Below are 19,578 nucleotides of genomic sequence, written 5' to 3' on the forward strand. Positions count from 1 at the left end.
CCTCCTTCCATAACTCTTTTGCTTTTTTCCCGTCGGGGCGTCCGTGCGGGGGTCCCGCCGCCACACCGCCGCCCCTCCCCGGCCCTCAGGTGTTCGAGACCGAGTCCGCCGGGCCGACGCCGAACGAGGGCGAACTGCTCACATACGTACAGCCGGTGTACCGGTACCCGGACTGGATCTTCGAGCCGTCCGCGTAACTGCTGACGACCGTGCGGGTCGCACCGCCCCGGTGCTTGTACAGGAAGTGGTACTCACCCGCGGGCAGCCGCAGCGTCACCCGCGGGTAGTTCCTTCCCCCGGCCTTGCACGCGGACAGGGAGGCGGTCGGGCCGGAGTAGGCCCGGCAGCTGCCGCACCCCTTGACGCTCGTCCTTCCCGTGACCGGCCCGGTGTACAGGATCTCCACCCCGTCCGGGGCGTCGTTGCTGATGACCAGCTCCATCCGGGCTCCGCCGGGACTGCCCGAGGGCGGCAGGCGCTTGCCGGCCGCCGGCCGGGTGCCGGCGATCTCGGCGGCGATGGCGATGTCCCGGGCCCGCGCCCCGCGCTCGTCCTTCCTGTACGACGCGGCGAACTCCGTCAGTGTCAGCCGTGCCTGGTCGAACCTCTTGGCCTTGAACTGGGCGACTCCGCAGGCGTATTCGCCGTTCCGGATACCGCCGTCGGTCTTCGGGGCCAGCGCCGAGACCGACTTGTCCGGCATCGCGAGGGCGGTCGTACGGAGCCGCCGCAGCGTGTCCCGGGCGGCGCAGGGGTCGCTTCCGCGCACGGCCCGGTTCTGCTCCGAGATCTTCCGGGAGACCGCGGGCCCCACCTTCCCGGCCTCGGCCGATCCGGGGAACGCACGCAACAGCTCGCCCAGTTCGTCGCTGTCCACGCCACCGGCCGGCACCGCGCCCAGCTTCGACACGCCGCACGCGTACAGCGAGGCGGCGAGCGGGCCGTCGGGGTAGCCGGCGAGCTCGCCCAGCAGCTCCGGGTCGATCTCCCGCGGCAGGGTCCGCAGATAGGTCAGCGGCTCGATGGCCTCGCAGAGCTTCCTCTGCCGGTACGGTGCCGAGACCGCCTTGTAGTACGCGTCGAGCCGCTGCGGCACGAGCTTCCCGGCCCTCGACCCGGAGTGCTCCTCCCAGAGGGCCCGGTAGACGGCGAGCGCCGCCCGGTAATCGCCACGCGCCTCGGCGAAGGGCCTGCCGGAAACGGCCTCGACGCCCCGGTCCCCCCGGTCCAGCCGGTCCAGCAGCGTCTGCTCCACGGCCTCGTCCTGCGCGGAGCCGTAGGCCACCACACCCCCGGCGGGCACCGCCAGCAGCACCAGACCGGCCCCCGCCGCCACCACCGGCCGCCACGACCCGCCGACCGCCCGGCGCCGCGCGACCCGCGCCCCGTCCACGGCCGCCACGACCAGCGCGACGAGATACCCGACGACCACCCCACCGGCGGCCCCCTCGGGGTCGGCGGGCAGCACGGACCACAACAGCGCACCCGTCACGGCCCAGCACAGCACCATCCGCACCCAGCACCGCATCAGCGCATAGCCGAGCCCGAACCCGCTCAGATTGAGCAACGCCACGGCCACCGACCGCAGCCCGCCCCCGGGCGGCGGCGGCCCTACCACGGGCGGCTGCGCGGGCGGCGGAGGCGGGGCGAAGCCCGGCGGTGGAGCGGAACCCGGTGGCGGTGGAGCGGAACCCGGCGGCGGTGAGGCGGAGCCGGCTCCGCCACCAGAACCCTGATCGTCCCAACTCACGTCGGCCCCCCAACGTTTGAGCAATCCGGGACTCGAACCGAACCCCGGCCGGATCACCATCCACGACGCCCCGAACAGTGTCAATCCGGGGCGTTGCGGGGCCGAAGCGCCCCCGTGCCCCGGCCCGCCCGGCCGACTGCGCGGGGTCGGGTATTCCCGTGCCGAGCACCCGGCCGGCGCAGCCCGACGGCGGCAGGAACACCGATTGATCACCACCCGCACCGCCGCGCGCCTATGCTCGCCGGATGGAGCAGAGCGAAGTGGTGAAGCGCGTGGTGGGCATCCTCACGGAGGCGGGCGAGATCCGTCGGCTGCTCGAAGAGAATGTCGACCGCGAGGACCTGGAGACCGACCCCAGCGTGGTGACCGTTCTCCTCAATGAGACGATGCCCCGGATCTCCGTCCCCGAGGACGCCTCGATCGAGGAGGTCGCGACGCTCGTCGGCCGGGAGGTCGGCGGTGCGGTCGAGCAGCTGGTCGGCGCGTTCACGCTGGCCTTCGCGATGCTGGCCCAGGTGCACGACTCCGGGCAGACGGATGTGACCTCCGCCGATGTGCTCCAGGACCTGGCGCTGCGGGCCGAACAGATCGGCTCCGACGGGCCGGACGACGCGGGGGCGTAGCCCGTACGGAACGAGCGTCCCCGGGCCGGTGGCCGCCGCGAGCCTCCCGGGCCGGTGGCCACCGGCCTACGGCCCGGTGACGCCCGGCCGGGAACCGGGGCCGGGCGTCCCCTTGTCCGCACGCCGCAGCAGGACGACCGCCGACACCGCCGCGGCGAGCGCGACCAGCGCCGCGACGGCACCGACCTCGCCGACCGCTGTCGTGTACTCCCGCCGCCCCGGAGCGGAGAGGCCGATGAACAGCCCGCCGCACACCGCGGTGCCCAGCGCGAGGCCCACCTGGCGGGCGGTGTTGGCCACGGCCGCGGCCGTGCCCGCGCGGGACGGGTCGGCGTCCCGCATCGCCGCGGACGGCAGCACCGGCGACACCATGCCCGCACCGACCCCGGTCAGCAGCAGCGACGGCACCAGCGCCACCGGCCCGTACGAGACTCCCAGCAGCGCGAAGCCCGCACACCCCGCGGCGCAGAGCGCGGTGCCGGCGCCCAGCGGTATCCACAGCGGTACGCGCTGGAGCACCGCCCCGCACGTGGCGGAGACGACGAAGAAGACCGCGGGCTGGAGGGCCAGCAGCAGCGAGGTCTCGACCGCGCCCAGACCCGCACCGTCCTGGAACCACGACGACACCACCGTCAGCGGTCCGAACGCGGCGAAGTAGTAGCCGAACGCCACCGAGACCACGGCCAGGAACCTGGGGTGGCGGAACAGCGCCGGATCGATGACGGGCTCCGGCGTACGGCGCTCGTACGCGACGAAGGCGAGCACGGCCACGGCCGCCACGACGGCGGCGAGCCCCGGACCCGCCTCAGCCCCGTGCTCACCGAAGAGGAGCGCCCCCACGACCAGGGCGGCGATGCCCGCACTCAGCAGGACCGACCCCGGTATGTCCATCCGCCCGGCCACGCGCTCCGGGTCACGGGGCAGGAACACGAAGGCGAGCACCAGCCCGGCCGCCCCCACCGGTACGGCGAGCAGAAAGATCCAGCGCCAGCCCAGGGCCTCGGCGAGCAGTCCGCCGCAGACATTGCCGACGGCGGCGGCCAGCCCGGCCACGGCGCCCCAGACGGCGAAGGCCCGCTGCTGCTCCCGGCCCCGGTACGAGGCGCTGATCAGCGGCAGTGTGGTCGCGAACATGGCGGCCCCGCCGACCCCCTGCGCCCCCCGGAACACGATGAGTTCCCGCACCCCGGGCGCGAGCCCGCAGGCCAGCGAGGACAGCGTGAAGAGAGCGAATCCGGCCAGGAAGACCCTGCGCCGTCCGATCGCGTCGCCCACCGCGCCGCAGACGATGAGGAGCGCCGCGAGCGCCAGCGTGTAGAGGTCCACGACCCACTGCAACGCCGCGAAACCGGTGTGCAGATCAGTGGCGATCGCCGGGATGGCCACGGTCACGACCGTGGCGTACGCGAGCAGCAGAAAGGTGGCCGTGCAGGCGACGGCCAGGGGAGCGAAGTGACGCAGTTTCACGGTTCAGTTCCTTCGGGACGGCCGGTCGTACGCGTCCGGGCGGCGGTTGTACTCATCGAGGTAGGCGATGGCGAGCCGGCCCGTGACCGGGTTCCGGTAGGTCTCGCACTCGACCTCGTACACCTCGTGGATGAGCTCTCGCGTGAGCACCTCGTCCGGCGGCCCGTGGGTCACGACGGCGCCTTCCTTGAGCACGTACAGCTCGTCGCAGTAGCTCGCCGCCATCGGGAGATCGTGCAGTGCGGCGAGCACCCCGATGCCGAGTTCCCTGACGATCGAGAAGATCTCCAACTGGTGCTTGATGTCCAGGTGGTTGGTTGGTTCGTCGAGGATGAGGAAGGCCGGTTCCTGGGCAAGCGCCCGCGCGAGCACCACACGCTGGCGCTCGCCGCCGGACAGGGTCCGGAAGCTCCGCCCCGCGTACTCGTCCATGTGCGTCCGGCGCAGCGCCCGCCGGACGATCTCCCGGTCCCGTTCGCCGGTCGTCTCCAGCAGCCGCTTGTGCGGGGTGCGTCCCATCGCGACCATCTCCGCCACCGTGAAGTCGAAGCTCAGGTCGTTGAACTGGGCGACCACCGCGAGCCGGGTGAAGACCGCGCCCGGGCGGCTCGTGAGCAGGTCCAGTCCGCCGAGCACCGCGGTCCCGGAGTCGGGGGTGACGACCTTGTAGATGCTCTTGAGGAACGTGGACTTACCGCACCCGTTCGGCCCGACGACACCGACGAACCGGCCGTCGGCCACCTTCAGGCTCACATCGCGTACGACCCGTGCGCCGCCGAGCGTGACCGAGATGTGCTCGGCGCTCAGCCCGCGGCGGCCCGGGGCACCGTCATGTGCCCTCGCGACTCGGTTACTTGTCACCGAACCCGTACTCCTTACGGATCAGCATGTGCAGGAAGAGAGGGGCGCCGAGAACGGACGTCACGATGCCGATCGGCAACTCGGCGTTCGGGACCGCGACGCGTGCGGCCACATCCGCCCAGATCAGGAAGAGCGCTCCGGACAGCACCGCGACGGGGATCAGCCCGCGATGGTCCGGCCCGATCACACTGCGCACCACATGCGGGACGACCAGGCCGACAAAGCCGATGATTCCGCAGGTGGCGACCAGCATTCCGGTGACCACGGCGGTCAGTACCAGATGGATCCGCCGGTGCGGCCCGGGATCGATGCCCAGGGTGACCGCGGCCTCGTCGCCCATGAGCAGCGCGTTCAGGACCCTGCTCCGGAAGAGGAAGAAGACCGTGGCGATCAGCACCACGATGCTCACGGCGGGCAGCGTGGCCCATTCCGCGGAGGCGAGGCTGCCCATGCTCCAGAACGTGACCGAGCGGACCCCCTCGGCGCTGTCGGCGAAGTACACCAGCGCACTGGAGGCCGCACCGCACAGGGCGTTGACCGCGGTACCGGCGAGGATCAGCTTGACCGGCGACGTACGCGACCCCGCGCTGCCCACACCCAGTACCAGGGCGGCGGCGGCCAGTGCCCCGACGAACGCCCAGAACGGCACGCCGAGTCCGGCGACGGCCCCCACGGCCCCGGCCGCCCCGAACCCGGTCAGGATCGCGAACGCGGCGCCGAGTGAGGCACCGGAGGAGATGCCGAGGACGAAGGGATCGGCGAGCGGGTTCTGCAGGGTCGACTGCATCACGGTGCCGCACAGCGCGAGTCCGGCACCGACGACCGCGGCCAGCAGGACCCGCGGGAGGCGGATATTCCGGATCACCTCCATGAACACGGGGTCACCGGGGCCGCCGATCCCGGTCAGCTCGTGGAGCAGGACACGCGCGGAGTCACGCACCGGGACGTCGACCTGACCGATCGAGACCGACACGACGACCGAGCCGGCCAGCAGGAGCAGGAGAACGGCCACCAGGGCGGACGGTGCCACCCGCCATGCCCTTCCGCCGCGGCCCGCCCGCGTCGCCCGCTGTTCCTGGCGCCGTTCCTCTCGCCGTTCCTTCCGTCGTTCCTTCCGTCGTTCCCTCCGTTCCGACGAGATCACGTCCTGGCTCATGAGGCCGGGAAGAGGTCGGGGTGGACGAACTCCGCGACGTCCTCGCACAGGTCCGCGAGCGCGAGCGAGCCCCGGATCGAGGTCGTGTAGTCGGCGGTCATCACGTCGCCGTTCCTGATCGCGGTGACGTTCTTCAGCCGCGGGTCGCGCAGCAGGCGGTCACGCGACTTCTCACCGTCCGACTTCTGGAACTCGGTCACGATGATCTTGTCCGGGTCGGCCGCGACGATCGATTCGAGCGAGAGCTGCGCGTAACTGTCGTCGGTCAGCTCCATGTACGTCCCGCCGGCACCGTTCACCATCTCGTCCACCAGGCCCAGGGAGGGCGCGTAGTAGTCGTACGTGTCGCGCCCGCCACTGGCGACCAGGAGAACCTTGGGGGAGTCGGTGGCCTTCTCCGCCCGCCGCCCGATCGCCGCGATCCGGCTCTTCTGTTCCCGTGTGTGGGCTTCGGTCCGCTCCGTCCTGCCGAAGACTTCGCCCACGTGCCGGACGTCCTCGTAGTAGCTGTCCAGATCGCGGCCCGCGGTGTAGTTCACGGCCGGAAGCACGTCCACTCCGCGCTCGTTCCAGAACGGGATCTCGCCGATCCTGTCCGGCTTCAGCGCGAACGACATGGTGAGGACGAGATCGGGTCGCAGGGCCAGGACCGCCTCCCTGGAGGGGAGCCGGTCGGAGATCTTCGGCAGCTTCGCGATCCGGTCCGCGTACTTCGAGTACGAGTTGTCGAGGTAGCCGACCCCCACGATCCGGTCGTCGAGCCCGAATTCGACCATCAGCTCGGCCAGGGCCTGCCCGATCACGACGATACGTTTCGGCTCGGCCCCGACGGTCTGCTTCAGCTTCCTGCCGGTGTCGTCCATGACGTCCACGGTGACCGGGTAGCGGTCCCGCCCGAAGGCTTGGTCGCCGCCGCGCACGGCAGCGGGTTGCGCGGTGTTCGCGCAGCCGGCGAGCAGGAGGGCCGAACCGGCGGCGAGAGCCGCGCGGACGCGTATCGGGATCCGGAGCGGGGAGGCGTTCACGATGTCCTTTCGGGGAGGGCGTGGCGTCGGCCACCCGGCCATCCTCGGAAGGAACGCGGCGGAACGTGTACGGAGAGCGGGACCGGGAAATGTGGAGCGGGCGCCCCTCCCGAAGCGGGCGGGCGCCCCCCCGATGAGAGAGCGGGCGCCCTCCAGGGGAGGACGCCCGCTCCACACTCCGCGGCCCGCGGGATCAGGAAACGGCTTCCCGGACACCGGCCACTGCCCGCCCCGCCCGGTACTGCCGGGGCGTCCGCCCGTAGTGCTTCTTGAACGCGTGGCAGAAGTTGCTGGGACTGGAGTAGCCGCTCCTGAGCGCGACGGCGGCGACGCTGAGATCGGTCTCCACGAGCAGCAGTGAGGCCCGGCGCAGGCAGGCGTTGCGATGGTGGTTGAAGACCGTGTCGCCGTAGAGCTGCTTGAACCCTTCGTTCAGCCGCTTGGGAGTCATCCCCAGGGCCCGCGCGAGCGACTCCCCGGTGTGCTGCTCGTGGAGGTTCTCCATCAGCAGCTCCGGAACCTTCCGGATCCGCTCGATCTCGTACTCCGCCATGGGCGGCCGGACCGGGCCGCGCGGGGACTCGGTGCCCGCGACGATCCGGGCGAGGATCTCCATGACCTTCGACTCCAGATACAGCGCGCGGAACCGGGCCGGCAGCGCACAGGTGAACAAGTCGGCGAACGCGGCCGCGAGTTCGGGCGGGGCCTGCCTGCCGAGGTAGTGCGCGTCGCGCAGCTCGGCCGGCATCCCCTCGACGCTCTCCTCCCAGGCCGACGTTCCCAGGCTCCCGAAGAAGACGCCGGTCGCCTCCCGGCGGGCCGCGATCGACACGCCCCGGTAGCGCTGCCCGGCCGGCCGGACGAGACGCCCCGCCGAGGCCCGCGAGTGCGATATCGACAGCTCGTTCGCGCCGAAGACCGTCGCTCCGGTCGCCCGCTCCTCCAGGCGCATCAGCCCGTCGATGCAGTACTCCAGCTCGAAGTAGTCCCCGGCGAGATCGAAGTCCAGGATCAGCTCGTCGTGGAACGTCAGGTCGTACAGCGTGAGCGTGACCCCGTGGAGCAGTTCATGGACGGTGATGCTCCCGATCCCGGTCTCCGGCCGCAGGTCGTACACCCGGGCCCCCGCCACGCCACCACCGCGGCAGATCCCGATCGCCGCGTAGAACTCCCGGTACTGCCGCCCGAGATCTGCGTACCCACGCGCGGACGTGAGAGAGAAGCGCCTGGTCACACCGCCTCCAGAGAAGTGAGAAACAATCCCCGCACCTCTACTTAGGGTAACCTAACCTCCTTTTGCGGGCCGGGATGGAGGGGGTGCGGCTACCACAGTCCGCACGTTCCGTGAATTGAGTTGGTCCGCCGCGCAGTGGATCTACTAGTGTCGCCTCTGCGAACAAAGGCGGTCGGGAGTGTCCTGGCATATGCGCCTAGTTCAAAAGGAGTATGCACGTGTTCAAGTTCAAGGCCGTCGTTGCATTAGCAACGTTTGCCGCTGCTGCTGCCGTCGGCATCGTCGGAACCGCCGGCACCGTCGGCTCCGGAGTCCTGACGTCGATGGCCCCCGGTGCCGTCGGATCGCCCCGCGCGACGGCTCCGGCCCCGACCGCCACCCCGGTGCGGGCGGCGGTCGTGCGTCCGGCTGTCGCGCAGCCGGTGGTCGGACGTCCGGCCGCGGTCATACCCGTGCGCAAGGGGAACGACCAGTGGATGTGGATAGTCCCGGTGGGTGCCGACAGTGAGCCGTCGGCGCCGGAAGGCGCCGCGGACATCCTCGTCGAGGTCTGATCCGGCCCGCCGTCGGCCGACTCCCGGGTGGGCCCGCTCAGGAGTCGGTCACCTCTGGATGATCCCGCAGCAGGCGCCGCAGTTCATCCGCCTCGTCCCATGCCTCAAGCCTCCGGTACAACGCCACGGCCCGGTTGGCGTGACGCCTGGCGGGCACCCGGTCGCCCGCTCCCAGCGCCGCGCGGGCCAGCCCCGCGGTCGCTCGGGCGCAGCCGAGCAGGGAGCCCGCCCTGCGGGCGACCGTGAGGGCCTCTTCGTACGTCCGCGCCGCGGCGGCGAACTGCCCCGACGCGTACTGGACGTCGGCCGCACCGAGCAGGGCGCGCCGGCACTCGTACGGACTGTCGATCCTGCGGGCCACCTCCACCGCCGCGAGGAGATGCGACAGGCCCTCGCCCGGGCGTCCCATCTCCGCGTGTGTCTTTCCCAGCTGGACGAGGGCGTTGAGCTCGCCCAGCTCGTCGCCGTGGGCGCGATGGCTCTCCAGGGAGCGCTGGAAGCAGGCCAGGGCCTGCGCGGTCTGCCCGGTCGCCCGGTAGACGGCCCCCATGTTGGTGTCGAGTATGTCCAACTCCTGCCGCCCGCCGTGAAGTTGGGCCAGTGCCAGGGAGCGTTCGTAGAATTCGAGGGCCTCCGCGTACTGTCCCTGGGATTCACACAGGTCGCCCGAGTTGTTCAGCGCGTGGATCTGCCCGAGGAAGTTCCCGGTCTCCTGGTGGATTCCGAGCATCACCCGGACCTTCTCCAGGGCCTCTGCGTACTGCCCCGCCTGGAAGAGCGCGGCCCCCTGGACGTTCAGCGCGTTCGCCTCCCCCTCGCGCATGCCGATCCGCCGGTACTCCGCCAGCGCGTCGTCGAGGACCTCCAGAGCGGTCATGGTGCGCCCCGCCGCCAGGTGTGCCCGGCCCGCCTGGAACAGAGCGTCCGCGCTGCCGTCCGGACGGTCCAGCTGCCGGAACAGGACGAGGGCCTCGTTCGCACAGTTGAGGGCCTCGTCGTGGCCGGTCTGCGCCAGTACGTCGGCCGCCTCCACCAGGGTCTGGGCCAGTGCGTACCGGTCGCCGCGGGCGCGCAGGGCCGGGACGGCCGCTCCGTACAGCTCGTTGGTGACGGTCCAGCTGCCGGTCAGCTTGAGTTCGGGGGCGATCACATGGGGGAAGAGCGCCGCGTACTCGGGAGCCTCGGTCACTGCCGCGCCCGCCACGGCGAGGAGGTTGGCCCGCTCCAGGGCGAGCCATTCACCGGCGTCGTCGGCGCCGGTGAAGTCCTGTGCGTACGGGGAGACGTGCTCGGGCGTCAGGGGCAGCCGCCTGCGCCCGGGTCGGGTGTGCCGGTCGGCGTGGTGCGCGGTGGCGAGGTAGTGGGAGAAGAGCCGGCCGAGCGCTTCCGTCCGGGCCTCCGGCGGCTCCGTCCGGGCGAGCGCCCGCAGGGCGAAGGCCCTGGTCAGCTCGTGCAGCCGGTACCTGCCGGGGGCGGGCTCCTCCAGCAGGTGGGAGTCCTGGAGCTCGTCCACGCTGCGCCGGACGACGGCGCCGTCCGGCAGCTCCCCGGCCAGCGCGGTGACGGCGGCGACGGTGATGTGGGGGCCCGGATGCAGCGCCAGGCGGCCCAGCAGCATCCGGGTGGGAGGGGCGAGTTCGGTGTAGGAGAAGCGCATCACCGAGACGAGCTCGCCTTCGTCGAACTCGTCGAGCGGGTCCGCGGCGGCGGCCAGCCGGTCGAGCAGATGACTCAGGTCCCAGGACTTCCGGTGCCGGAAGCGGCTCGCCAGCAGCTGGATCATCAGCGGATGGCAGCCGCAGGCGTCCGTCACCGCCGTGAGGGCCCCGGCGCCGGCGGGCACCCGGTCCTCGCCTGCGATACGGGTGAACAGGGCGGCGGCCTCCGGACCCGGCAGTACCTCCATCCGCAGCGCGGTGGCCCCGTCCAGTCCGGCGAGCCGTTTCCGGCTGGTCACGATCGCCCCGCAGGCGGCGGAGCCGGGGAGCAACGGGCGTACCTGGGACGAGCTCCTGGCGTTGTCCAGCACCACGAGCACCCGGTGGTGCGACGTCCACTCCCGCCACAGGGCAGCCCGCTCGTCCAGCGAATCCGGCAGCTCGCCGTCGACCCCGGCCGCGTGCAGCAGCACCGCGAGCGCCTCGGCGGGCTCGTACGGCGGCCGCCCGCTGTACCCGTGCAGATCGACGTAGAGCAGGCCCCCCGGATACACGGCGCTCAGCCGGTGCGCGGCATGGACCGCGAGCGCGGTCTTGCCGATGCCCGGCATCCCGGAGATCACGGTGAGCGGCATGGCGTACCGCGCCGAGTCGTGCGGGCGGGGGGCGGCGGCCGCGGTGTCGGCGTCGGGCTGCCAGGTGTCGCCGAGCAACAGGCGCAGTTCTTCCGCCCGCCCGGTGAAGTCCCTGCTGTCGCGCGGCAGGTTGGAGGGCGGCTCCCGGCCCGCCGACAGTTCGACGACCGCCGCCGTCTCGGTGAGCGTACGGTCCTGTTCCAGGATGCGCTGATGGAGCTGTCGCAGGTCGGGGCCGGGTTCGATGCCGAGCCCCTCGCGCAGCCGACGGCGTGTCGAGCGGAAGACCAAGAGCGCCTCGTCGGCCCGGCCGGACCGGTAGAGGGCCACCATCAGCGAGGCGATCACCTGCTGGGCCAGCGGATTCTCGCCGGCCAGTTCATGCAGCTCCCCGATGAGATCCGCGTGCCGCCCCAGCTCCAGCTCCAGCCGGATGCGCTCCTCCCGCACGCGGCGGTGGTCCTCGGTCAGCCGGCCCCGTACGGAATCCGCCCAGTCGCTCGTGGACTCCGGCAGGGGATCGCCGCGCCACCGGGTCTCCGCCGCGCGCAGCAGGCCGATGGCCAGCTCCCTCCTGCCCTGCCCGGCCGCCGTGCCGGCCTCCTCCCGCAACCGTCGGAAGTGGGTCAGATCGACCTCGGCGGAGGGATCGAGCCGGAGCTGGTACCGGCGCGGCGACGGGCGCTCCACCTGGACGAGTCCACCGGCGGCCTTGCGCAGCAGACCCCGCAGCCGCGACACATAGCTCTGCATGGTGTCCACGGCCGTCGGCGGCGGATCGTCGCCCCAGACCCGGTCGATCAGCGCCTCCATGGAGACCGGTTCGCCGCGGGCGTGCACCAGAACCGCCAGTACGCAGCGTGTTTTCACCGAACCGAGGGTGCGCTGCTGGCCCTGATGCCATAGTTCAAGAGGTCCCAGAGCAAGAAGTTCCACATCGCCCCCGCTGGGTGTGCTACTTCCTGCTGCCGACGGCAGCGCCCGCACCTCTGTGCAGGACCTCTCACTGTTACTCGCCGTGCTCGGGGAGCGGGCAGGGGCGCATGGGTGCGTGCCGGGCGCACCCCTGGAGCCCGTACGGGAACGGGAGTCGAGAGCCTTCGACCGGGCCCCGCCCGCCCGGACCGGCCCGCAACCGGAGTGCAGGATTCCTGCAAGCAACCCGTCCATTCCGCGGGGCACCCCTGTATCGAACGCCGCGAACGACGTGGCGGTCTCGGCCGGGTCCACCGGTCCGATGTCGAGGAATCGGGGGAACGATTCGATGAGTCTGACAATGGCCGAAACCCATCGGCCGCCGGTACCGATACGCCTGGACGTGGAGCGCTGGATCACCAGGCGGATCCGCAGGACCGTACTGGCCGTGGTGCACACGGTGACCTCCGGACAGCGGTTGCTGGAGGCGGTACGGCTGCTGGAGGGCGACACCCGGGTGCAGGTGTTCTTCACACCGGCGCCCGATGTGTTCAGCCACGGGGTGCACTCCTTCCTGGAAGAGCTCAACGGGCTGGTCCTGCCCTGGCAGCAAGCGTGTCAGATGCCCTTCGACCTGGCGCTGGCCGCGGCCCACGGAGGCCTCGACGACCTCCACGCCCCGGTGATCGTGCTGCCGCACGGCGCCGGGCACAACAAGCGGGTGCCCGGCGGGCAGCGCGGCCGGGCGGTCGCCGAGCGCGGCGTGTACGGCCTCAACCGGGAGTGGCTCGTCCGCGACGGCAGGCTGGTGCCCGAGTCGATCGTGCTGGCACACCACGAGGACCTGCACCGCCTGGGCCGTGAGTGCCCCGAGGCGCTGCCCGCGGCGGAGGTGATCGGCGACCCCTGCTTCGACCGCATCGCCGCGAGCCTGCCCCTGCGCGCGCTCTACCGCGAGGCACTGCGCACCGGCGCCGGGCAACGCCTGGTGCTCGCCTGTTCCACCTGGGGCACCCGCTCACTGTTCGGGCAGCACCCGGAGCTCCTGGAACGGCTGGTCACCGAACTCCCGCAGGACGAGTACCGGGTGGCGGTGCTGCTCCACCCGAACATCTGGAACGCCCATGGGGAGTGGCAGATCCGCAGCTGGCTGGCGGGTCTCGGCCGGGTGGGCCTGACGGTGATCAGCCAGTACGCCGACTGGGTCGGGGCCCTGGTCGCCGCGGACTACATCGTCGGCGACCACGGCTCCGTCTCGCTCTACGGCGCGACGACCGGCGTCCCCGTACTGATGGCGGGCGCCCCGGACCCGGACGTGGATCCCGGCTCGCCGGTGGCCGAACTGGCCGCCCTGGCACCCCGGCTGGATCCCGGCCGGCCGCTCGGCCGCCAGCTGACCCGGTCGACGGCGCTGTACCGCAGGCAGCGGTACGAGCAGGTGGCCGCCCGGATCACCTCCGAGCCGGGCAGGTTCGCCGGCCGGATGCGCGCGCTGATCTACCGCAAGCTCAGGCTGCGTGCGCCGGCCGTCCGGTCCGCGGCGGCGTACGCCCCGCTGCCGTTCACCCTGCGGTACGACGAGCCGGGCGGGGGCATCCGATGACGACGGTCACCATGGTGCTGTCCGAGAACCCCGGTGGCCCGGGGCCCCTCCACCGCACCGGAGTCGCACTGCTGCACCCGGACTCCGGCGTCCCGCTGGCGGACGAACACCTCCGGATCCAGCTGCCCGCGCCGCCGCCGCTGCCCCTGCTCGCCGATGTGCTGGTGGCCGGGGGAGAGGGGACGGGGCAGGTGGCAGCCCTGGCCGCGCGGTACCCGGCGGCGCTGGTCGTGGCCGTGCACCACGGTCCGCGCTGCTGGCTGCGGCTCGGTGGCCACGGGTGTGTGCTGCTGGAGGCGTTCCGGCCCGGACCGTCCTGGGCCGTCCGGGCCTCGCTCGCCCACGCCTGGCTGGTGGCCGGACTGCCCGCGGCGGAGTTCGCCGCGGCGGCGGTGGGCGTGATCAGGACCGTACGCGCTCAGTCCGCGGGGCTCCCGCCTTCCGGGCCGTCGCCGGCCCCGCCGTCCGGCACCAGCTCCCTGAGCCGGTCGCCCGCCTCCCGGGCCTCGGCCGACTCCGACTGGCCGGCCTCGGAGTACAGGATCAGCGCCTCCCGGTAACGCTCACCGGCGAGTTCTGGCTGCCCGCGCCGCTCGGAGACCTGTGCCAGGGTTCCCAGCGCGCGGGCGGTCTCGTGGCCGGCGGCCGTGGACCGCAGTGTGTCCAGGGCCGCCAGCAGGACTTCCTCGGCCCGGTCGAGCCGCCCGAGGCCGAGGTGCGCCCGCCCGCTCAGCGCCAGGGCGCGCGCGGTGTTGTACGTGTCTCCCGCCTCCTGCAACGCGGCACGGGCGGCATCGGCATCGGGCATGGCGGCCTCGTACCGCCCCCGCGCCACGGCGACTTCGGCGAGGTTGAACCGTGCCAGCCCCGCGGCTCTGGGGTCGCCGCAGGCCAGGAGCTCGGTGGCCGCCCGGCGGAAGAGCTCGGCGGCCCGGTCCGGCCGGCCGAGCCGCTGGTGCGCCAGACCGCGGTAGTTGAGCGTGCGCGCGTGCCCGAGGCCGTCGCCGGAACGCAGGAAGAGCACGGCGGCCCGTTCGAACATCTCCAGCGCCGGTTCATGGCAGCCCATGTCCAGCTCGCCCAGGCCACCGGAGGTGAGCATCCGGCACACCGCCGCGTCGTCGTCCGACTCCTGCGCCGCGAGCAGCCCCTCGCGGTGCGCCTCGCGCCACTCCGGGTAGAACTTGCGCCGCAGGAACAGCGGCCACATGGCGTCGGCGAGCTGCCAGGCGAGCGCCGGAATCCCGGCGGAACGGGCCAGGCGGAGTACCGCCATCAGATTGGGCAGTTCGAGCTCCAGCCAGTCCAGCGCGGCATCCGCGTCACCGATCCCCGGGCCGTCACCGAAGTCCGCGAGGACGGCCGGGCCGGGCCCGTGGTCCCGTGCCATGGTGCGGTGCTGCGGATCGATGATCTCCTCCGCGCGGGTGGCACTGGCCAGATAGTGGTAGCCGATGCCGCGCAGTGCCGCGGCCCGAGTCCCGGGGGACTCGTCCCGGCCCGCCTGTGTGATGGCGTGCAGCCGTACGAGGTCGTGGAAGCGGTACCGCTCCCCGCTGTGACCTGCGTCGATCAGCAGATTCGCGTCGTACAGCGCATCGAGCGGTTCGGAGGCGTCCTCGCCGAGTACCGCGTCGCCCACGGCCCCGCCGAACTCCCGCCCGGGGTGCAGCCCCAGCAGCCGGTAGAGGCGGGCGGCACCGGCCGGCAGCCCCTGGTACGAGAGGTCCAGCGCCGCCTGGACATCGTGATCGCCCTCGATGGCGAGCGCCTCCAACCGGTCGTGTTCCGCGGCCAGCGCCCGGACCATGGTGGTGATGCCGTGCCGGGGACGCGCCGCCAGCCGGGCACCGGCGATGCGCACCGCGAGCGGCAGCCCCGCACACAGCTCGACCAGGGCGCGCGCCTCCTCGGGCTGCGCGGCGACCCGGCCGTCGGCGAGCGTGGAGTCCAGCAGCTCGACCGCCGCCTCCGGGGCGAGGGGCTCCAGATGAATCACCTGCCCGCCGTCCACGGTCAGCCCCGGTAATCGCCGACGGCTGGTCACCGCCGTCACACACTGCCCGGCGGGCAGCAGGGGACGGACCTGGGCCGCGGTCGCCGCGTCGTCGAGCATGACCACCAGCCGCTGGTTGGCGGTCAACGACCGGTACAGCGTCAGCTGTTCGGCGAATCCGCCGGGCACCTGCGGGTCCGGTACGCCGAGCGCCCGCAGGAACCGCCCCACCACCTCGGCCGGATCGGCCGGTCCGCCCGGCGCCTGGGCCCTCAGATCGGCGTAGAGCTGGCCACCGGGAAAATGCGGGCGCAGGCCGTGCAGCCAGGAAAGCGCGACCGCGGTCTTTCCGACACCCCCCAGCCCGCTCACCACGGCGAGAGTGGGCCGGCCCTCCAGCGTCGCCCTGTTCCGGTGTCTCTCCAGCGCACCCACCTCGGCGGCCCGGTCGATGATCCGGATCGAGGGCGGCAGCTGCCAGGGCGATCTGGCCGGCCCCCTCGCCGGTGCCTCGGCGGACCGGATGTGAATGCCCCCGTGCACGGTGCCCGCCTGGATCACGGGGCCGTCCACCGTCCCGCTCAGATCGTTGTCACTGCGTTCGTGCCCCCGCATCGGTCCCCCTACGAACGGTCACCGGCAATGTCCCTTTGGAGGACATCCTTTCCGTACAGGCATGCGGTACCCGGCCCACCGGGCACCGCACTCCCTTGTGTGTCCTGATACTGCCCAAGAAGCCGGTGGACCGGGCGCATGTCACCGGCATATGCCCGGCACGGGTGAATCCGGCTCGGGTGAAAACGGAGGCGGCAGCCGGCGGGGGCGCATGAGAAAGACCCCCCGATCCGGCGTGATCGCCTGATCGAAGGGTCTGTTCCGTATCTCTTGCAGGGTGCCCTCGGCAGGATTCGAACCTGCGCACACGGCTCCGGAGGCCGATGCTCTATCCCCTGAGCTACGAGGGCGTATCGCTGTGTTGCTCGGCGACGGGTGAAACACTACCAGCTTCCGCGGGGTGTCCGTGAACAGGTATTTCCAGGCTCGCCGGAGCGGCGGCGGGGGGCCGGACGGAGGGGGTGCGGGGTCTGCTCCGGATGCATCCGGCCACCCCTCGCGCCACCCGTCCGGGGGCGGAAGTGGGTAAAACCCGGACGCAGCCACGGGGTCGCACCTACCCTCGGAGTGTGTCAGGGGCGTGTGGCCGCGTGCTTGTTGTCGACGACAACAAGGTCATCCGGCAGTTGATCAGGGTCAACCTGGAGCTTGAGGGCTTCGAGGTCGTGACCGCGGCCGATGGTGTCGAGTGTCTTGATCTGGTGCATCGGGTCCGCCCCGATGTGATCACGCTCGATGTCGTCATGCCCAGGCTGGACGGTCTGCAGACCGCCACCAGACTGCGCTCCGATCCCCGGACCAGACATCTGCCCGTGGCGATCATCAGCGCCTGTACGCCCTACGAGGTGGACAGCGGGGTCGCCGCGGGGGTCGACGCGTTCCTCGCGAAGCCCTTCGAGCCGACCGAGTTGGTGCGGCTGGTGCGGGAGTTGATGGAGCGGAAGGACCAGCCGTCCCTCGACGGCAGACGGAGCGCCGGGACGGCGGAGCGCGCCGCGGGGTGACCGTATGGCGAAACCGGGTCGCGGGGTGCCCCCCTTCCTCCCATACGCTTGTCCTGTGACCCCCGCCGATCTCTCCAGGACCGTGCTGCACGCCGTGCGCCGCGCGGTCGACGAGAACGCCCTGCGCGCGCCCGTGCCCGCGCGGGTGCGGGTGGAGCGGACCAGGCCCGGCGGGCGCGGGGAGTACGCCTGTGCCGTCGCCCTCCAGCTGGCCGGTCCCGCCGAGCTGCCGGCCAGGGACGTGGCCGAGATCCTCCGGGCGCGCGTGCTGGAGGCACCGGGGATCGGTGACGTGGAGGTCACCGGACCCGGATTCCTGAACTTCACGCTGCGACCCGAGGCGCGCGGGCTCGACACTCTGGTGCGCGGCATCGCCGAGCACGGCACGGCGTACGGACACGGAGACGCCCTCGCCGGTACGACGGTCTCCTTCGCGCCCGCCGGGGAGCTCCGCGCCCGGATCGTCACCGAGGCCGTCGAGCGGCTGCTCCGGACCCAGGGGGCCGAGGTCGGGGAGCGCACGGCGGGCGGCGAGGCGCTGCACGTGATGCCGGTGCCGGCCGCCGATCGCGATCTCTTCGAGCGGCTCGGGAGCGACGCCGCGCGCTGGGCGCTGCTGCGGGCCGCCCCGCATGACCGGCCCCGGGGCACCGGGAGCGGCGAGCTGCTCGTGCAGCAGGAGAGCAATCCGTTGTTCCGGGTGCGGTACGCGCACGCCCGGATCCGCGCGCTGGGCCACAACGCCCGGCAGCTCGGCTTCGGCGCGGCCTACGAGGAGAGTGTGGCCGCGCCCGCGCTCGGCGCGCTGCTCGCCGACCATCCCGGGGTGCTCGCCGCCGCCGCCCGGCACCGGGAGCCCGACCGGGTCGCCCGCCGGCTGGAAGCCCTCGCGCAGGCCTTCTTCGACTTCCACGACAGCGCATCCCCGCTGCCCGTCGGTGACGAGAAACCCTCGGCCGCCCACCGTTCCCGGCTCGCTCTCGCCGAAGCCACCGGGACGGTGCTGGCAGGCGGCCTGTCCCTGCTCGGCATCAGCGCACCCGAAGTCCTCTGAGAGACCCGAGAGAGCAGAGCAACACGATGAGCCGATCCGCACACCCCGCCGGGCCCCGTCACGCCGACGTCATGACGGAGGGGCACTACACCGCCCCGCCCGCCGATCTCAACGCCCTGGACGCGAAGGTCTGGGCCCGCACCGTCACCCGTACCGAGGACGGCGCGGTCACCGTCGGCGGGATCGAAGTGACGCGGCTGGCCGAGGAGTTCGGCACCCCCGCCTACTTCCTCGACGAGAGCGACTTCCGGGCCCGCTGCCGCGCCTGGGCCGACGCCTTCGGACCCGGCGCCGACGTGTTCTACGCCGGAAAGGCCTTCCTGTCGCGTGCCGTCGTGCGCTGGCTCCAGGAGGAGGGGCTCAACCTCGACGTCTGCTCCGGCGGCGAGCTGACCACCGCGCTGGACGCCGGGATGCCGGCCGAACGCATCGCCTTCCACGGCAACAACAAGACCGTCGCGGAGATCGAGCGGGCCGTCGAGGCCGGCGTGGGCAGGATCGTGCTCGACTCCTTCCAGGAGATCGCCCGCGTCGCGCACATCGCGCAGCGGCTCGGCAAGCGCCAGCGGGTGCAGATCCGGGTGACCGTCGGCGTCGAGGCGCACACCCACGAGTTCATCGCCACCGCGCACGAGGACCAGAAGTTCGGGATCGCGCTGGCCGGGGGACAGGCGGCCGAGGCGGTGCGCCGGGCGCTCACCCTCGACGGCCTGGAGCTCATCGGCATCCATTCGCACATCGGCTCGCAGATCTTCGACATGGCCGGCTTCGAGGTCTCCGCCCGCCGCGTGGTCCAGCTGCTCGCCGAGGTGCGCGACGAGCACGGGGTGGAGCTGCCCGAGATCGACCTCGGCGGCGGGCTCGGCATCGCGTACACCTCCGAGGACGACCCGCGCGAGCCGCACGAGATCGCCAAGGCGCTCGGCGACATCGTGACCCGTGAGTGCGAGGCCGCCGGGCTCGCCACCCCCCGGATCTCCGTCGAGCCGGGGCGCGCCATCGTCGGACCGACCGCCTTCACGCTGTACGAGGTCGGCACCATCAAGCCCCTGGAGGGGCTGCGTACGTACGTCAGCGTCGACGGCGGCATGTCGGACAACATCCGCACCGCGCTGTACGACGCCGAGTACACCGTCGCGCTCGCCTCGCGCACCTCCGACGCCGAGCCGATGCTCGTCCGCGTCGTCGGCAAGCACTGCGAGAGCGGCGACATCGTGGTCAAGGACGCGTTCCTGCCGTCCGACCTCGCCCCCGGCGACCTGATCGCCGTGCCCGCCACCGGCGCGTACTGCCGTTCCATGGCGAGCAACTACAACCACGCCCTGCGTCCGCCGGTGGTCGCCGTGCGCGACGGAGAGGCGCGTGTCATCGTCAGGCGCGAGACGGAGGAAGATCTCCTGCGTCTCGATGTCGGCTGATGAAATAGAT

The 19,578-nt window shown here is 72.1% G+C and carries 14 protein-coding genes and 1 tRNA gene; 6 read left to right on the forward strand and 9 right to left on the reverse strand.

Annotation, left to right across the window (positions count from 1 at the left end; genetic code table 11):
- Positions 1–85: 85 nt before the first annotated feature.
- A complete protein-coding gene (locus ACFVH0_RS07655) occupies positions 86–1,573 on the reverse strand; it encodes a hypothetical protein (RefSeq protein ID WP_385818641.1) in 1,488 nt (495 codons plus the stop codon).
- Between the two features lie 422 nt (positions 1,574–1,995).
- Here ACFVH0_RS07655 and ACFVH0_RS07660 point away from each other — a divergent pair, with 422 nt between their 5' ends.
- Complete coding sequence (locus tag ACFVH0_RS07660) at positions 1,996–2,373, forward strand: hypothetical protein (protein ID WP_329814025.1); 378 nt, start codon at positions 1,996–1,998, stop codon at positions 2,371–2,373.
- Positions 2,374–2,439: 66 nt separating this feature from the next.
- Here the strand turns inward: ACFVH0_RS07660 and ACFVH0_RS07665 are convergent, their stop codons facing one another.
- From ACFVH0_RS07665 to ACFVH0_RS07685, 5 genes are all read right to left on the reverse strand, one after another.
- Positions 2,440–3,840 (reverse strand): MFS transporter, encoded by a 1,401-nt coding sequence (locus tag ACFVH0_RS07665; protein WP_385818643.1) that lies wholly within the window; start codon positions 3,838–3,840, stop codon positions 2,440–2,442.
- A gap of 3 nt (positions 3,841–3,843) precedes the next feature.
- The gene (locus tag ACFVH0_RS07670) at positions 3,844–4,701 is read right to left on the reverse strand and encodes an ABC transporter ATP-binding protein (RefSeq protein ID WP_385818644.1); all 858 of its coding nucleotides are present in this window, start codon (positions 4,699–4,701) and stop codon (positions 3,844–3,846) included.
- On the reverse strand, positions 4,691–5,731 hold the full coding sequence (locus ACFVH0_RS07675) for a FecCD family ABC transporter permease (RefSeq protein ID WP_385818645.1): 1,041 nt from the start codon (positions 5,729–5,731) through the stop codon (positions 4,691–4,693). Before ACFVH0_RS07675 ends, ACFVH0_RS07670 begins: the two co-directional genes overlap by 11 nt.
- A 122-nt stretch (positions 5,732–5,853) precedes the next feature.
- A complete protein-coding gene (locus ACFVH0_RS07680; RefSeq protein WP_385818647.1) occupies positions 5,854–6,882 on the reverse strand; it encodes an ABC transporter substrate-binding protein in 1,029 nt (342 codons plus the stop codon).
- Positions 6,883–7,075: 193 nt separating this feature from the next.
- Complete coding sequence (locus ACFVH0_RS07685; RefSeq protein WP_385818649.1) at positions 7,076–8,116, reverse strand: helix-turn-helix domain-containing protein; 1,041 nt, start codon at positions 8,114–8,116, stop codon at positions 7,076–7,078.
- Between the two features lie 218 nt (positions 8,117–8,334).
- Here ACFVH0_RS07685 and ACFVH0_RS07690 point away from each other — a divergent pair, with 218 nt between their 5' ends.
- Positions 8,335–8,670, forward strand: a complete 336-nt coding sequence (locus ACFVH0_RS07690; RefSeq protein WP_385818650.1) for a hypothetical protein — start codon at positions 8,335–8,337, stop codon at positions 8,668–8,670.
- Between the two features lie 37 nt (positions 8,671–8,707).
- On the opposite strand, the gene ACFVH0_RS07695 is transcribed toward ACFVH0_RS07690, so the two are convergent.
- Positions 8,708–11,833, reverse strand: a complete 3,126-nt coding sequence (locus ACFVH0_RS07695) for a tetratricopeptide repeat protein (RefSeq protein ID WP_385818652.1) — start codon at positions 11,831–11,833, stop codon at positions 8,708–8,710.
- A gap of 394 nt (positions 11,834–12,227) precedes the next feature.
- Between ACFVH0_RS07695 and ACFVH0_RS07700 the strand changes: the two genes are divergently transcribed.
- A complete protein-coding gene (locus tag ACFVH0_RS07700) occupies positions 12,228–13,481 on the forward strand; it encodes a hypothetical protein (protein WP_385818654.1) in 1,254 nt (417 codons plus the stop codon).
- A gap of 418 nt (positions 13,482–13,899) precedes the next feature.
- On the opposite strand, the gene ACFVH0_RS07705 is transcribed toward ACFVH0_RS07700, so the two are convergent.
- Positions 13,900–16,092, reverse strand: a complete 2,193-nt coding sequence (locus tag ACFVH0_RS07705) for an ATP-binding protein (RefSeq protein WP_385818656.1) — start codon at positions 16,090–16,092, stop codon at positions 13,900–13,902.
- Positions 16,093–16,370: 278 nt separating this feature from the next.
- Positions 16,371–16,442: transfer RNA gene (locus ACFVH0_RS07710), tRNA-Arg, on the reverse strand.
- Positions 16,443–16,682: 240 nt separating this feature from the next.
- Between ACFVH0_RS07710 and ACFVH0_RS07715 the strand changes: the two genes are divergently transcribed.
- Genes ACFVH0_RS07715 through lysA form a run of 3 tightly spaced genes read left to right on the forward strand, consistent with a single transcriptional unit; the run spans position 16,683 to position 19,568 of the window.
- Positions 16,683–17,096: a response regulator gene (locus tag ACFVH0_RS07715; RefSeq protein ID WP_385818658.1), complete on the forward strand. Its 414-nt coding sequence runs from the start codon at positions 16,683–16,685 to the stop codon at positions 17,094–17,096.
- A 55-nt stretch (positions 17,097–17,151) separates the two neighbouring features.
- Positions 17,152–18,150 (forward strand): ArgS-related anticodon-binding protein NrtL, encoded by a 999-nt coding sequence (nrtL, locus tag ACFVH0_RS07720; protein ID WP_385818660.1) that lies wholly within the window; start codon positions 17,152–17,154, stop codon positions 18,148–18,150.
- Positions 18,151–18,176: 26 nt separating this feature from the next.
- Positions 18,177–19,568, forward strand: coding sequence for a diaminopimelate decarboxylase (lysA, locus tag ACFVH0_RS07725; protein WP_385818661.1), 1,392 nt, complete (start codon positions 18,177–18,179; stop codon positions 19,566–19,568).
- The last annotated feature ends 10 nt before the right edge of the window (positions 19,569–19,578 follow it).

Origin of the sequence: Streptomyces sp. NPDC127117 (assembly GCF_042677325.1) — a bacterium.
GTDB lineage: Bacteria > Actinomycetota > Actinomycetes > Streptomycetales > Streptomycetaceae > Streptomyces.

Bases quoted from the DNA above. Each gene is read 5' to 3' on its own strand.
- lysA (WP_385818661.1), top strand. From the start codon at position 18,177: ATGAGCCGATCCGCACACCCCGCCGGGCCCCGTCACGCCGACGTCATG.
- ACFVH0_RS07660 (WP_329814025.1), top strand. From the start codon at position 1,996: ATGGAGCAGAGCGAAGTGGTGAAGCGCGTGGTGGGCATCCTCACGGAG.
- ACFVH0_RS07705 (WP_385818656.1), bottom strand. From the start codon at position 16,092: ATGCGGGGGCACGAACGCAGTGACAACGATCTGAGCGGGACGGTGGAC.
- ACFVH0_RS07700 (WP_385818654.1), top strand. From the start codon at position 12,228: ATGAGTCTGACAATGGCCGAAACCCATCGGCCGCCGGTACCGATACGC.